Source organism: Streptomyces sp. NBC_01288 (assembly GCF_035982055.1).
Taxonomy (GTDB): domain Bacteria; phylum Actinomycetota; class Actinomycetes; order Streptomycetales; family Streptomycetaceae; genus Streptomyces.
In genome coordinates, this window is record NZ_CP108427.1 from 5,661,103 (window position 1) to 5,674,436 (window position 13,334).

A 13,334-nucleotide genomic window follows, 5' to 3' on the forward strand; every position below is an offset into this window, starting at 1 on the left:
AGGACGGTACCTGGCGTTTGCCTGGTCTGTCAGTACCTGGGCCCATGTGAACTTCGAGGAAATTTTCGACAGGGGGCCGCGGGGACCTGGGTACACTGCACGGGCACGTGATCGCGCGCGTCGTCGCGCCCACGCAGGCCTCCTTAGCTCAGTTGGCCAGAGCAACGCACTTGTAATGCGTAGGTCGTCGGTTCGAATCCGACAGGGGGCTCCTTCGAAGGCCAGGTCATATAGCTTCTGACCTGGCCTTTCCTTGTTCCCTTGAGCGGGTACCGGTCTAGACCACTTGTTGATTGGGCCCCGAAGTGGCCAGATGGGGCCCGATCTGGGGCCCGCGTGGGTCCGGTTCATCCGCCTTCGGTTTCTTTCTCCGAGTATGTGGTGATGAGGTCTAAGCAGGCTGAAGCCTTCGCGGTGTGCATGCTGGTCAGCATCCGTCTGGCATGTGTGGGTCGCTATGCGCGTCGAGGAGTGCCCGAGAATCGCGTGCACTACTTTCAGCGCGGCGTCGGCGTCGGCGGCCAGCGCCAGGCCCTCGGCCTCGTGGCGGTCGTCGTGGAACCGGATCGGCGGCAGGCCGGACAGCTCTACCGGTGGGTCTCAGCGGTCGGAGAAGTATTGCGGGTGGCGCATCTTGCAGTCCGGCGAGGCGGGCACGGTGCTCCAGGCGGCGCGAGTTGTCGGGAACAACACCTGACGCCCCACGGGGACCGCGCCCCACCACCCACCCGCGGACGACGGCACCGCCCGGTGACCGTACGGACTCGCCGCAGACCCGGCCTGCCCGAAGGAACCCGGCGTGGATCTCCAGCCGATCACCTACTCCGAGTCCACTACCGCCGACCGCCCCTGGCTGGCCTCCCGGCACGGACTCGACACCCCACTCACCGTCACCCTCGACATCGCCCTGTTCACCAGCGGCACGCACTACAGGCCCAGCAGCCTCCTCCAGCCACGCAACACCTTCCTCTCCGGCATCCTGCTCGGCCGCATCAGCGCCACCGGCCTCTACGGACCGTGGGACAAGACCGCCACCGACGGCCGCGCCACCTTCACCGGCGTCCTGCTCGCCGAGGTCCCCTTCGCCCAGACCAGCACCCGGGCCGGGGCGGCCCTGCTGTGGCACGGCGTCATCGCGGCCGCCCACATCCCCGGTGGCTTGAACCCGGCGGACATCACCCAGTCGACCGCGCAGATCCACTTCATCTGATTCATCTGAGGAGCCGCACCGACCATGCTCGACACCCTGCTGCGCGACATCGACGCCGCCGACATCAACGCCTTCGCCCGCACCATGACCACCCCAGCCGACTACGAGCTGACCCGCACGGTCATGCCCGAACGCCGCCTGAACTCCGTCAAGTTCCGCATCAAGAGCAGCAAGCGCCGCGTGAACGCCGCGAAGTTCCGCGCCTACGATGCCCAGACCGCCGTAGCCCGCCGCCAGGCCGAGAAGATCCTCACCGAGGGCATGCTTCCGCCGCTCGGACAGAGGCTGCTGATCGGCGAACTCGAACTGATCCTCCTCGACACCTCCCGCGGCGCAGACGCCACGGAGTTCGTCGAGCTGCTCTACGACGACATCGAGCGCCATGTCGAGTCGATCCACAACCGCATGGAACTGGCCGCCGGCGACCTCCTCACCGACGGGATCTTCACCCTCAACGGCGAGAACGGCCTCCACCTGGAAGCCGACTTCGGAGTCCCCGCCGCCAACATGCCCACGGCCGCCAAGCCCTGGTAGGACCCGACCAGCGACCCCCTCGCCGACGAACTCCGATGGATCGAATACCTCCGCTCCATCGGCGCCCCACTCCCCACCCGCGTCATCACCTCGTACAAGGCCCGAGCGACCCTCGCCGCGCACGACGCCTACCGCGCGGCGTACTACGGCAGCGTCAACGGCTCCACCACCCCCACAGCGGTCCTCGCCCCGAACGAGGTCGAGGTCGTCCGTGCCCGTTACAACCTCCGGCCGATCACCGTCTACGACGTCCAGATCTCCGTCGACGACACCTACCAGCGCGTCATCCCTGAGGACCGCTGGATCCTCCTCCCGCCGAACCCGCAGTCATGGGCGGAGACCCAGTACGGCATCACAGCGGAGTCCCTGGTCCTGTCCTCCGGCACGAACCCGGCGATCACCCGCGAGGACGCCTCCGGCATCGTCATCACCCAGGGCTACCAGGACGACCCGGTCCAGGTCTGGACGAAGGGCGCCGCGGTCGCCATGCCCATCCTGTACGTCCCGGACATCCACATCACGGCAAAGGTGCTGCATGACACTCACCGACGCCGAGTACGCCTACCTCCGCTCCGAACTCGGCGAGACCGACCGCAGCGACCTGGATGTACGTCACATGCGTCTCGGCTCGGTGGAGGCCGTCGCCGTGGAGGTTCTCCGCGAGCGCAGGGCGGCGCTCGTCGTTGATCCTTTGGCCGTCACGGTCCAAGGGGTCGCCACGGTGAACACCGCGGAGAACGTCAAGGCGATCGAGCGCCAGATCGCCGGCCTGACAGTGGAGACGTCAGCTGGATCCGGCTTTGTCTCTCCTGTCCCTCTGCTTCGTCGGCCTGGTAGGTGACCTCACGGAATCGACGCTGGGCTCCGCACTCCGTCTGTGCCCGTGCCGTCGCCCCACTGGCGTTGAGACGTCGCACGGCGCGTGACCTCCGGCCAGGGGCGGCGTTGAAGATGTGAACGTGAACCGGACGTCGCTCCGAGGAGATGCTCCCCGCTGGTGATCTTGTCGGAGTGAACCCGTACCATTGATCACCTCGGAAGGCACCAGAGCGCTGCATCAGCCCCACGGGTCGGTTTCACCGTAATATTCTCGGGGTGCTTGGGGTGGCCCGCTGGTTGACCTCAGCCTTTCTGGCAGGCGAAATGTCGGACACCTTGATCTCACCAGCGGATGCGTGATGTCCTGGTGCTCGTTGTTCTCGTTGGCGTGGAGGTTCGTGCTGTGGCGAAGCAGTACTACGGCGTGCCTCTCGAGCGGAGCGACCAGCTGAAGCTCAAGTCGCACAGGTACAGCTGTAAGCCTGAGAAGTTCGCCGGATGGCTGGAAGGGTTCGGTAGCGGACGGCGACTCGCGGTCGACCTCTTCTCCGGAGCGGGTGGTTTGAGCCTTGGGCTTCAACGGGCTGGCTGGACGGTGGCAGCCGCCGTCGACCACGACGAGCGAGCCCTGGAAACGCATGCCGCGAACTTTCCCGGCATGAGCCTGCGCATGGATCTGGGCAGTCCCGACGAACGTGACAAGCTTGAGGAGCTCTTGGAGCCGGCCAAGGGCAAGATCGATCTGGTCGCGGGCGGGCCACCCTGCCAGCCGTTCAGCAGGGCGGGACGCAGCAAGATCCGTAGCCTTGTCGACCACCACGGCCGTGATCCCCACGACCGTCGCAAGGAGCTGTGGAGTGCTTACCTCGACGTCGTGAAGCGGATCCGTCCGCGTGCGGTTCTCATGGAGAACGTGCCCGACATGGGGCTTGGTGACGACTTCTTCGTGGTTCGTACGATCGAGCAGCAGTTGGAGGAGCTCGGTTACGCGACGCAGTTGCGTCTTGTCGACGCATGGCGCCACGGAGTCCCTCAGCACCGGAAGCGCCTGATCCTTTTGGCGCGGAACGACGTGGAGAAGTTCGAGTGGCGTGCCGAGACGAAGGAACGCACCACGCTGCGAGACGCCATCGGTGACCTGCCCGAACTGCCCGTCGTGGCCAGGGAACGCATCGGAAGTCGTGAGTGGCCGTACAGCACTCCTGAGAAGCTGTCCCCTTTCGCGACGGAGATGCGGAAGCGTGCGCCGAAGGATCACGTCTGGGACCACATGACCCGCAGGGTCAGGCCGGACGACTTCGAGATCTTCTCCGGGATGAACTCCAAGACCCTGTACTCGGACATCGATCCGAAGCTTCAGCGGTACAACGCTGATCAGTTCACGGACAAGTACAAGAAGCTGGACTGGGCCGATCTCAGCAGGTCGATCACGGCGCACATCGCCAAGGACGGCTACTGGTACATCCACCCGGAACAGCAACGCACCCTGACCGTCCGCGAGGCGGCACGAGTGCAGACCTTCCCCGACCGGTTCCGGTTCGCCGGAACGCGCAGTGACGCCTTTCGGCAGATCGGCAACGCCGTGCCGCCCCTGCTCGGCCAGGCAGCGGCCGAAGCGCTGCTGCCCTCGGGCGAGGGGCAACCGGACGGGGTCGGACTCAAGCCTCACTGGCGTACGGTGCGCAGGGACCTGACTGTCTGGGCGGAACGGCAGCGTGAAGAGGGCGCCTGGTACCAGCTCCCGGGCCGGATGTCTCCGTTGTCCGCAGCGGTGGTGGCCATACTGTCCGGCACCAAGCTGAAGCCCGATCAGCTGAAGGCAATGGTCGAGGTCGTAAGGGAATGCCGGTCTCTGACCAAGAGCGCCTTCAAGGCCCTCCTCGACAAGGCTCCCAGCACGGCTGCTCGCGCTCGCATCGACCGGATGGTTGTCGTGGTGGACGACGAGGACGTGTGGGCGAAGCCGGAGGACGTCCATGGACGTCTGGAGCTGAAACCAGCAGAGAGTACTCTCTTTCGGCTTCTGGCCAACGAGGACCTGCTCTGGGTGGGACAGGGCGCGCTGCGGGTCGCCGCTCGTCTGAACGACAGCGACTCGGACCGTACGAACAGGCTTAGCGACGGCCGTGTGAACCTCGTGAAACTGGTCGGAGCGGGGGAGGACGCGCCCCTGCGCATGGCGGCGCTGCGCCTGATCGGAACAACCCTGTGCCGGGCGAAGGAGCCGCTCTGTTACGAGTGTCCCCTGAGCAAGTACTGCGCCGGGAGGGACGACGCTTCGGGTGACTTGTTCACCGACGCGTTGGACGAGACACAGGGTCGGATCCCGGCGCCTGCTCAGGCCCGTGAGTCCGTGCGCCGCACCGCTGGGCGAGACTGAGCGCTGCTCGCTCGACGTTGGTCCGGATCTCGCACTCCCAGATCCGGACCAACGTCCACCCCGCGGCCTCCGCGGCCTCGGTGTTGCGGAGGTCCCGCTCCTTGTTCGTCTCGATCTTCTCTCTCCACAGGGCGGCGTTCGGTCCCCTGAAGACCGCAGCTCCGTGGGTAGGGCAGCCGTGCCAGAAACACCCGTCGACGAACACGGCGACGCCGTACTGGGGCAGGACGAAGTCAGCCGCGCAACGAGTCGCGACCCTGCGCTGGAGCCGGAAGCGGAGCCCGAGCCGGTGCACGGCCTTCCGAAGAGCCACCTCGGGGGCGGTGTCACGCACGCGTCTTCCGCGGAGGTGTTCGCCCTTGTTCGTGCTGACCCAGCGTCCGCCTGGCGCGCTCTCAGCTTGTGTCATGTTCGTGGTTCCAGCCTGTCCGCAGCCCTCTGGGGTGAGAGTGCCACACTCTCCTCATGCTTCGGGAACCAGCTGAGCTTCGCGTCGACGACCACGGCCGTGTCGATCTTCCCCTCGGGCTGCTCGCCGAGGCCGACATCTCGCCAGGTGCCGACCTTGTCGCGTTCAGTGACGGTGACGGGCGGATCGTCCTCAGGCGGGCCGAGGACGCGATTCGGGACCTCATCGAGCAGGGAACTCTCTGACATGTCGGTGGGTTCGCGCCTCAGACACGAATCCACCAGTTACTGGCCGGGATTGAACCCCAGGCGCAGCGCCTCATTGCGAGCGTGTAGGGCTTGGACGGCCTGCGTTTCGGGAACCTGCTGGTCGAGTTCGAGGCGCCTTCCGACGAACAGGGCCAGCTGTCGCTGCCAGGGTTCGAGGTTGCGGGTCTCCTTGGCCCAGCGCTCGATCGCGTACCACTCGTCAGCAGGGACCAGGGCCGCTTCCTCTCCCGCTCCCTCGTCAGCGCCGGTACCGCCGGCGAGCGCAGCCTCGTCCAACGAATGGTCCAGCAGTTCCGCAGCCAGAGCGCGGGGTACCTTCCACGACACCCGGGACACCGCGTCCCAGCACGCCGCCTTCTTGGCCCACTCGCCCACGTGGTTCCCCTCCAGGGGACTGGTCACCGCCCGCATGACCCGCGGGCACAGGTCGTGGATCGCGGCCTCCAGCACCGCCGAGATGCCCTGCTCCCGCCAGATCCGGTCGAGATCGATCCGCCGGTCCGTCTCCAGGGAGAGTCGGGCCATGGTGTAGGTGGTGATCGCTCTCTTGTGGCTGCCCGCTCCGTGGATGGCGGCGATCCGGTCCACCGCCTTGAACAGGACGGCCATCGCGATCACTCGCTGGCAGTACTGGACGTCAACGCGGGGCGGCGCCTCCTCGATGTGGAGCATGAACTCGACGAAGTTCTTCTGCGCCGCCCGGCACACGAGGTACGGCAAGCGGTTCCACGAGTGGACGAAGTTGGCGAGCTCCGACTTCGTGAACTTCTGCCTCACAGGGTTCAGCTTCTTGAACTGCCGCTGTCTGGCAGGGGTACGGGCCTTCGCCACCTCGTCCGTGTACTGGCCTCGCGCACGCTCGTAGAACCAGTGGGTCTCCTGGCCGCTGCCGTCCGTCGCGGGGGCCCAGAGAGAGCGTGTGATCCGCTGGATCTCCACGTGGTAGTCGTGGTTGGAGCTGAAGTCGACCTGGGTCACCCGGTTCTGCGTGTTGGAGTACTCCGAGATCTTCGGAACGATCTCCCCGAGCCGTTCCGGTGACACCTCCGTCAGCTTCATCTGGACCCGGACGTGGGACAGGTCGGCCTTGTCACGGCTCAGCGCGTAGTGGAGCGAGGCGGTTGTCTGACCGCCGTTCACGATCTGAAGGCCGTGGACGCCTGAGATGTGGGTGGGCTCGCCGTCCGGTCCCCTCACGAAGTCGACCTGCGACGCCGTCGCCGTGATCCCGTTGTTGTAGGCCAGGAACCGGCCGGGCGAGTGCAGCAACGTCTCGCGGATGCCCCGGTTGACCGCGCCGCGGGTCTGAAGAAAGGAACGGACGTTGAGCTCGAGGAGCCGGGTGCCGTAGTCGGAGTACAGCTCGGCGAGCATCTGCCCGGGTATGACCGCCAGGACCACGGAGTGGTCCTCCTCCGAGCTGGGAGCGGAGACGCAGGCGAGTGGCGGGACGAAGGGCACCACGATGGGTTCCCCGAGGCTGCCCGACGTCGCGTGACGGTGCAGCCGTGCCAGGTCCCACACCTCATGGGTCACCGGGAGGCCGTCGAAGTCCGAGGCCGGGATCTCGGTCGACGTGCTCACCCGGTTGCTGAGCAGGAAGAGCCTGATCCGCTGTACCTCGGTGAGGGCCTTTTCGACCGCCGAGCACATGTCGTACACGTCGAAGGACTCGTCGATGTCCTGCTGCAGCCCATCCCGGCAACGCAGTACGAACGTCAGGAGCCGTCTGAAAGACGTCTCGATCTGTGCCTTGGTGAGCTTGGTCTCCAGCGGGATCAGCTGGAAGTCCGTCACGAACAGGTCCAGTGACTCGCCCGACTCTCCGATGCCGTAACCGTGCACCTCGTGGCCACGTGCCTTGTGGTACGCGGTGAAGGTGTTGGACACGACGCCGGCCTGCTCTAGGTCCTCGAAGACTCGACGTGTGAACGCCTCCGGGGTCGTCGTCCCCTCGGCGTCGGCGGTCGCCTGGACATCGGCAACGAGGCTCCTCGAGAACTCGGCCAGGTCGAGTTCAGCCATGAGATCCCCCGATCAGTTCCTTCACTTCGTCGGCTGTCGCGCGGTAGACGTCCAGACCCGAGGTGCTCAAGTTGTACGTACAGTCGCTGACGCCCTCGGGAAGATCCGACTCGACCAGCCTCGGGAAGTCCTCCCGTACATGCCAGAAACGTAGGTCCCGGAGGGTGTATCGAGGCTCGTCGTAGAGGTCGCGGTGTCCGGGGAGATAGCCAGCCTGCATGAGTAGACCATCGAGACGGGCCCGGGCAGAGGGACTCGTGAGCTGCTGACGTATTCCGTCCACCCTCCTGTTCAGACTCTCTCCCGACCCACCGCGTCGTTCGTCGATCGTCGCGAGCGCGAGAAGCAGGGCGGGGGTCCCGGTCCCGTCCAGCTGCCGCTCACTCGCGATGCGGATGCTGCGGGGACGCTTCGCGGCGCTGGCCTTGGTTTCGATGGCCACATCGGGCAGCTGGAAGTCCTGGTTGGTCCCCGTGGGCCCAGTCCATCCCTCGACGGCCTCGGACTGGGCCAGCGAGGCCAGGAGGACGTCGCCCAGTACGAGGAGTTCGCCGTAGAGTCCGCGACGCGCCTCGACGCTCAGCCCATCCCTGCCGACGGCACGCAGAAGGTCCTGCCACCTCCCGAATCTGTCCACGGCGGCCGCCAGGGCTTCGGTGGCTGCCGGAGCGTCTTTCGCGGTGTCGGCGACGTCGCTGACGAGAGGGTTGAACACCTCACGCAGCTCGTTCGCGGTCAGGATCACCTGGAGCTCGTACTCGACACGGGACACCGCACTGAGGCTCATCTCGATTCCGGCAGCCCGGGGGAGACGCCCCACCGACCGGACGATCGGGTCGGCGGAGCGGGCGTCGGTTCTGAGAACCAGCATGCGCTGTCGGCCGGGGTGGGAGACGGAGAGGAAGATGTCGAGCGGGGACTCCGGGTGCAGACGGAGGGTGGATCGCCCCGGGGTGTCCTGGGGACTCTCCAGTTCACTCCACGCGTCCTCGGTGACGGTCACGCCTCGTCCTCCTCGACGATCGAGTAGATGTCGTCCTGGAGCCAGACGGTGTTGGCGACGTACTCGGTCTTGGACTGGTGCTTCGAGTGGGGGAGGCTTACCTGGAAGCCCACGAGGGGTGTGGTCGACACCCCGAAGCCGTCCTTGTTGACGGGCATGACGGGGTAGATCAGCAGCAGGCCCTGGTCGGGGCGGCGCTGCCGCCGGATGTACGTGCCCGACGGGTTCTGCGGGGGCGCGGCCTTCTCGGCCTCCTCCGCAGCCTTTCGCGCTGCTTCGCGCGCCCTTTCCCTCTGGATCTCGTCGAGACCGATCAGCTCGTCCTGAGGGCTGATGACCCGGCGGATCGTATACCTACCCTCGATCTCGAAGTCATCCTTGAGCGCGGCTCGCTTCACAGCGCCGACGGTGTGTCCAGCGATCTCCTTCGGCCACTTCGACGTCGTGCTGCTGACCAGAACCACGGTCCAGTCGGCCAGTTCTCCCACCTTCGCGCACTGGTCGATGTACTTGGCAATGAGCCTCGGCCGGACCCGCTGCGCCATGGGGTCGGTCTCGTAGTCGGACAGGAACTCCGAGACCAGCTCGGGAGGGACACCCTCCCACTGCACGTTGCCGCCCTCGGGCGTCACCTTGTTGAGACCCTCGGCGCTGTCGAGTCGTCGGACGAAGCCCTCAAGGACCTTGAAGTTGTGAGCGACGGTCCGGTCGGCGAGCTTGAAGATCACGGTCTCCGGCCCTTCGCCGGAGTAGCTGAGAAGGATCTTCGTGCCCTTGCGCATCTTGTTGGGTGTGGTCACGGTCAGCCCTAGTGACGAGGACTTCACCTTCAGCCCGAACGCCGTCGGTTCGAGACCGAGCGTGGCCATTTCCTCGACTTCCCGGCGCAGTTCGTCGGTGGCGGCCGTGACCTCCACGTAGGCGTCCTGAAGCTCGGGGGTCGTGTACAGACGGCACAGATCCTCGTGCTTCGGCCGGTATCCGAACCACCGCCCCATCTGGAGGAGGGCGTCGTACGACTTGGACCAGCGCAGGTAGTAGCTGACCGTCAGACCTTCCAGGGTGAGGCCACGGGAGAGTTTCTGCCCTCCGACAGCGATCACGGAGAGACCGCTCCTGCGGCTCTCGTAGTAGTCGAGTGCGTCCTTGGACGTGCCGTTCACAGCTTTGACCTGGATCTTCCGGATGGCGTCCAGGAGTTCCGCCGAAACCTGATCCCACGTGAGGGGCTCGGCCTCGTCGGTCGGGAACTGTTCCGTGGTGGGCACGAAGTCCCGCTCCCAGAGCTCCTGGAGTTCCTCGCGGAGCGCGGGGCCCTTGCCGTACCTGTCACGGAGCGTGTCGATGAGGAGACGCAGGTGGTCGTCGATCTGGTCCCGCACCAGTCCCTGCACCGCAGTGAAGCGGGTGACATGCACCAGCATCGAGTTGTGCACCTTCGTCTGCTCCCGAGCCCGCCTGGCCGCACAGGCGAGCACGAACGACGAGATCGCCTCTCGCAGGGACTGAGGGAGTTTGTCGCCGGGGACGTGGCCCGACTTGTGTTTGCCGGGAAGCCAGAGCTCGGCGTCCTTCACGTGACGCACCAGGGGCAGGGGCGGTGTGTCCTCCTCGTCGTCATCGTCCACCTGTAGGCCGAAGACCCGCTCAGGACCGAGGTAGTTGGAGGGAGAGGGAAGGCTGCGGATGAAGCTCGCCGGGAAGAGATCCTTCCCGACCTTCTCGTTGTTCGCCTCAGGGTTGATGTAGATGTTGGCGAACGGGGTGGCCGTGTATCCGACGTACGCGGACTGGTCGAAGACGTTGACAAGGTCACGGATCGCGGCGTTGGTCTTCGTCGGGTCCGCGTCGTCGTCCTTGGTCGTGTCGATCGAGGCGTTGTCGGCCTCGTCGTCGATGACGATCATGGGAAGGTCCTTCACGACCCTCTTGCCGTTCTCGTCCTCGGTCCCGTGAACGTCGAGCACCCAGTCACGCACGTACTCCAGAAGCTTCCAGTGCTTCTTGACGACGAGCACCACGGGGAAGCTGCCGAGAGGGAAGTTGGTGTGGGAGGCCGTCTTCTTGCCGAAGTCTCCCTTCGCGGTGCTGTTCGTCGGCGAGGCGATGTCGAGCTTCTTCGCGAGGGGCATCCGGCCCGCGCCGATGAGCCGCGACTTGCCGACCTCGTTGGATCGCCTGTAGTGCTGCGTGTCGAAACCCAGGAGTCCCTCGTCGATCCGCAACTGTGTCTGGCTGCGGAGGTCGTCGTGGATGCCGGCAAGCACCACGACGAGTCGATAGCCGGCATCCACGGCCTTGGCGGCAAGTCCGATGTACTGGCCGGTCTTACCTGACTGCACCTGACCGATCACGAGGCCCTTACGGCTCCAGGAACCGGCGCGGCGCGGGTCCTCCAGCTGGCTCAGCACGTCGTCGGAACTCTGGTCCAGTCGCCTCACGACCCACGGCGGAAGGTTCACCACGTCTTCGAGGTAACGCCGGTAGCGTTCCCAGAAGTCCCAGTCGCGGTCGTTCTTCGCCTCGGGCAGCCACGGTTCGTGCCCCTCGGAGTCCGTGAGTCCCGAGGACCGCTCCTGGAACACGGCGGTCATGACCTCGATCTCCTTGGCCAGCTGGTCCCGGTCCAGGGATTCGCCCTGCGCGGCCAGCATTCCGAAGATGGCGTTGACCGCGTTCTGCACCTCGTCCGTCTTCGGCTGACGGTCCTGTGGCAGGAATCCGAGAACCAGGCGCTTGGCCTTGGCCATGGGTTCGTCGGGAATGATGCTCACGCGGGACCTCCAGCTGGACGTATACGGTATCGAGCAGGGTAGGGGCGACCACTGACAACGGGTCTATTTGCTCCAGAATCCCCGTAGTTGGTCGAAGGGCGGCATGGTCCGCAGCCTCTCGCGTGAGGCAGCGGGTGAGCGGCCGCCAGAGACCAGCGACTCGTAGATGCGCTGTGCGACTTCAATAGCGGCGTCGTCGGCGGGCCCCGGTCCACCGAATGGCTCCGGGTCGTCGCTGGTGTCCGTCTCGTGCATCACGCGGAGGGCAGCGACCGGCACCGTCTCCTCCAGGAGGCGGATCAACGCGCGCACGTCGGCCGCGCTGTTGCTGCCGGGTCTCAGAGCAGCCTGAACCAGTGGGTGGCTGCGGTTGATCCTGCACGTGACCCTGCCGTCTGGCCGGCGCACGGTCCACGCGTACGACAGGGGATCACCGTGTGTACGCGCAGCGACCTGTCCTCGGTGCCGCAGCACGTCCGCGGCTCTTGTCCGCGCCTGCCGCGCGATGCGGTTCAGGTGCGGGCGGAGACCGACGGGCGGGACAACGCTCGACTTCCTCACGTCGACGCCCCACTCGGCGTCCGTCTCGGCTGGGATGTCGACGGCGATACGAGCCAGGTTGTACTTCTCCTCGCGGCGCATCCCACGTTGCCCCAGCCAGTCGCCCGCCAGGATCAGGCGGTTCCGGCGGTAGACGTAGAACCCCTGCTGGTCGAGCCAGCCCTGTGGTCCCGCGGCTCTGGCGTACTCCTCCGGAGTGAGCCGGTGGGCGCTGGGGAGGATGAACGCCTCGACCCGTACAGAGCGGCCACCGAGCGGCAGTTCCTCGGTCGGGAGTCGCTGCACCGAGGGGTGGTTGCCCATGAACGGATCCCAGGGTTCAACCGGAGTCCCGGAGACCCGGAGGTTTCGGCGTCGGCTCCCGGTGAGGAAACGGGCGAAGACCATGCCGAGGTGGGACTCCGTGCGGACCACCTCGGCGTAGAACTGCTTCTGGGTGTGCTCGTCGTCCTCGCTGAAAGCGCCGCCGTGGTACCCGTTGAGCCGTCGCCAGAGCACGACGGTGCCGTGGTCGGTGGCACCTCGGACTTTGTCGAGCACGGCTGTGGTGGCGTCGTCGGCCCCGTGGAGCAGTCGCCATTCACCGAACTGCTCGACGACGTCGAGGTCCCACGTACGGGTGTGCCACTCCCCGGCGGTGGCGGTGGACACCGTGAGCTGCCTCGCCTGGGAGAACGAGGCCGACTTCAGGCCGACCCCGAAGCGGCCCAGGTCGGTGGAGGAGCGCGACGTCGCGGGCCCGCGAGCCGCCACGGTCATGGCGGTGACGAGTTCCTCGACGGTCATGCCCCAGCCGTCGTCGACGACCGCAACCCACGAGTCCTGTCCTGCCCACGTGAACTCGACGTCGATGTTGCGGGCCTCCACCGAGATGCTGTTATCCACGAGGTCCGCGATGGCAGCCGGCAGTGAGTACCCCAGTGAGCTGAGCGAAGCGACCATGCCCGCGGGTTCAGGGGCTGCGATGTCGTACGTCATGGGTGGTTCCAGCCCTGCTTCCCCCGTTACGGACACTGCTCGGTGTACGGCCGTCCCGGAGATCCACTGGAACCGAGCGGGCGAGCACCCCGATTCGGGGGACGCCCCTCCGCACGCTCAGTCCATGGCATACGCCAAGCCCCCACCCAGAGTTGATGGTACGGGAGCCACGAGCTGAAGTTCCGGGTGTTCTCAGGACCTCCGGTGCGCAGTCCCACGTAGCTGACCGAGGCCCCATCGCGGCAGAGTGGTTCGGGCGCCGCCCGGCAGCCGGACCGCTCTGCCGCGATGGGCACAGCCGGATCCCTGAATGACCCGTCAGTACTCGTGGCGCAGAGAGATGGGTACGTCTCCGTCGTCGTTGCGGAGGAG

General features: G+C 66.2%; 9 protein-coding genes, 1 tRNA gene and 1 pseudogene. 6 read left to right on the forward strand and 5 right to left on the reverse strand.

Annotation, left to right across the window (positions count from 1 at the left end):
* Nucleotides 1-137: 137 nt before the first annotated feature.
* The 5 genes and pseudogenes from OG194_RS25510 to OG194_RS25530 all read left to right on the forward strand — a co-directional run bounded on the left by OG194_RS25510 (nucleotide 138) and on the right by OG194_RS25530 (nucleotide 4,943).
* Nucleotides 138-211, forward strand: a tRNA-Thr gene (locus tag OG194_RS25510).
* Between the two features lie 588 nt (nucleotides 212-799).
* Nucleotides 800-1,210, forward strand: coding sequence for a head decoration protein (locus tag OG194_RS25515; RefSeq protein WP_327403121.1), 411 nt, complete (start codon nucleotides 800-802; stop codon nucleotides 1,208-1,210).
* Between the two features lie 24 nt (nucleotides 1,211-1,234).
* Nucleotides 1,235-2,263: pseudogene (locus OG194_RS25520) on the forward strand (major capsid protein); the annotation flags it as partial.
* 16 nt (nucleotides 2,264-2,279) lie between these two features.
* Entirely contained in the window at nucleotides 2,280-2,585 is a 306-nt protein-coding gene (locus OG194_RS25525; protein WP_327407434.1) for a hypothetical protein, read from the forward strand.
* Nucleotides 2,586-2,966: 381 nt separating this feature from the next.
* Nucleotides 2,967-4,943 carry a DNA cytosine methyltransferase gene (locus tag OG194_RS25530; RefSeq protein ID WP_327403122.1) on the forward strand — a complete coding sequence of 659 codons (1,977 nt, stop codon included), beginning with the start codon at nucleotides 2,967-2,969 and terminating at the stop codon, nucleotides 4,941-4,943.
* Here OG194_RS25530 and OG194_RS25535 read toward each other — a convergent pair.
* Nucleotides 4,855-5,352, reverse strand: coding sequence for a very short patch repair endonuclease (locus tag OG194_RS25535; RefSeq protein ID WP_327403123.1), 498 nt, complete (start codon nucleotides 5,350-5,352; stop codon nucleotides 4,855-4,857). The two genes, OG194_RS25530 and OG194_RS25535, sit on opposite strands and share 89 nt — an antisense overlap.
* 56 nt (nucleotides 5,353-5,408) lie before the next feature.
* On the opposite strand from OG194_RS25535, the gene OG194_RS25540 reads away from it, so the two are divergent.
* Nucleotides 5,409-5,597, forward strand: a complete 189-nt coding sequence (locus tag OG194_RS25540; RefSeq protein ID WP_327403124.1) for a hypothetical protein — start codon at nucleotides 5,409-5,411, stop codon at nucleotides 5,595-5,597.
* 39 nt (nucleotides 5,598-5,636) lie between these two features.
* Here the strand turns inward: OG194_RS25540 and OG194_RS25545 are convergent, their stop codons facing one another.
* The 4 genes from OG194_RS25545 to OG194_RS25560 form a co-directional block, all read right to left on the reverse strand.
* On the reverse strand, nucleotides 5,637-7,646 hold the full coding sequence (locus OG194_RS25545; protein WP_327403125.1) for an AIPR family protein: 2,010 nt from the start codon (nucleotides 7,644-7,646) through the stop codon (nucleotides 5,637-5,639).
* A complete protein-coding gene (locus tag OG194_RS25550) occupies nucleotides 7,639-8,649 on the reverse strand; it encodes a PD-(D/E)XK motif protein (protein WP_327403126.1) in 1,011 nt (336 codons plus the stop codon). The genes OG194_RS25545 and OG194_RS25550 overlap by 8 nt, the downstream gene beginning before the upstream one ends.
* Nucleotides 8,646-11,423, reverse strand: a complete 2,778-nt coding sequence (locus OG194_RS25555; RefSeq protein ID WP_327403127.1) for a Z1 domain-containing protein — start codon at nucleotides 11,421-11,423, stop codon at nucleotides 8,646-8,648. The genes OG194_RS25550 and OG194_RS25555 overlap by 4 nt, the downstream gene beginning before the upstream one ends.
* Nucleotides 11,424-11,486: 63 nt before the next feature.
* Nucleotides 11,487-12,962, reverse strand: a complete 1,476-nt coding sequence (locus OG194_RS25560; protein ID WP_327403128.1) for an ATP-binding protein — start codon at nucleotides 12,960-12,962, stop codon at nucleotides 11,487-11,489.
* Nucleotides 12,963-13,334: the final 372 nt, after the last annotated feature.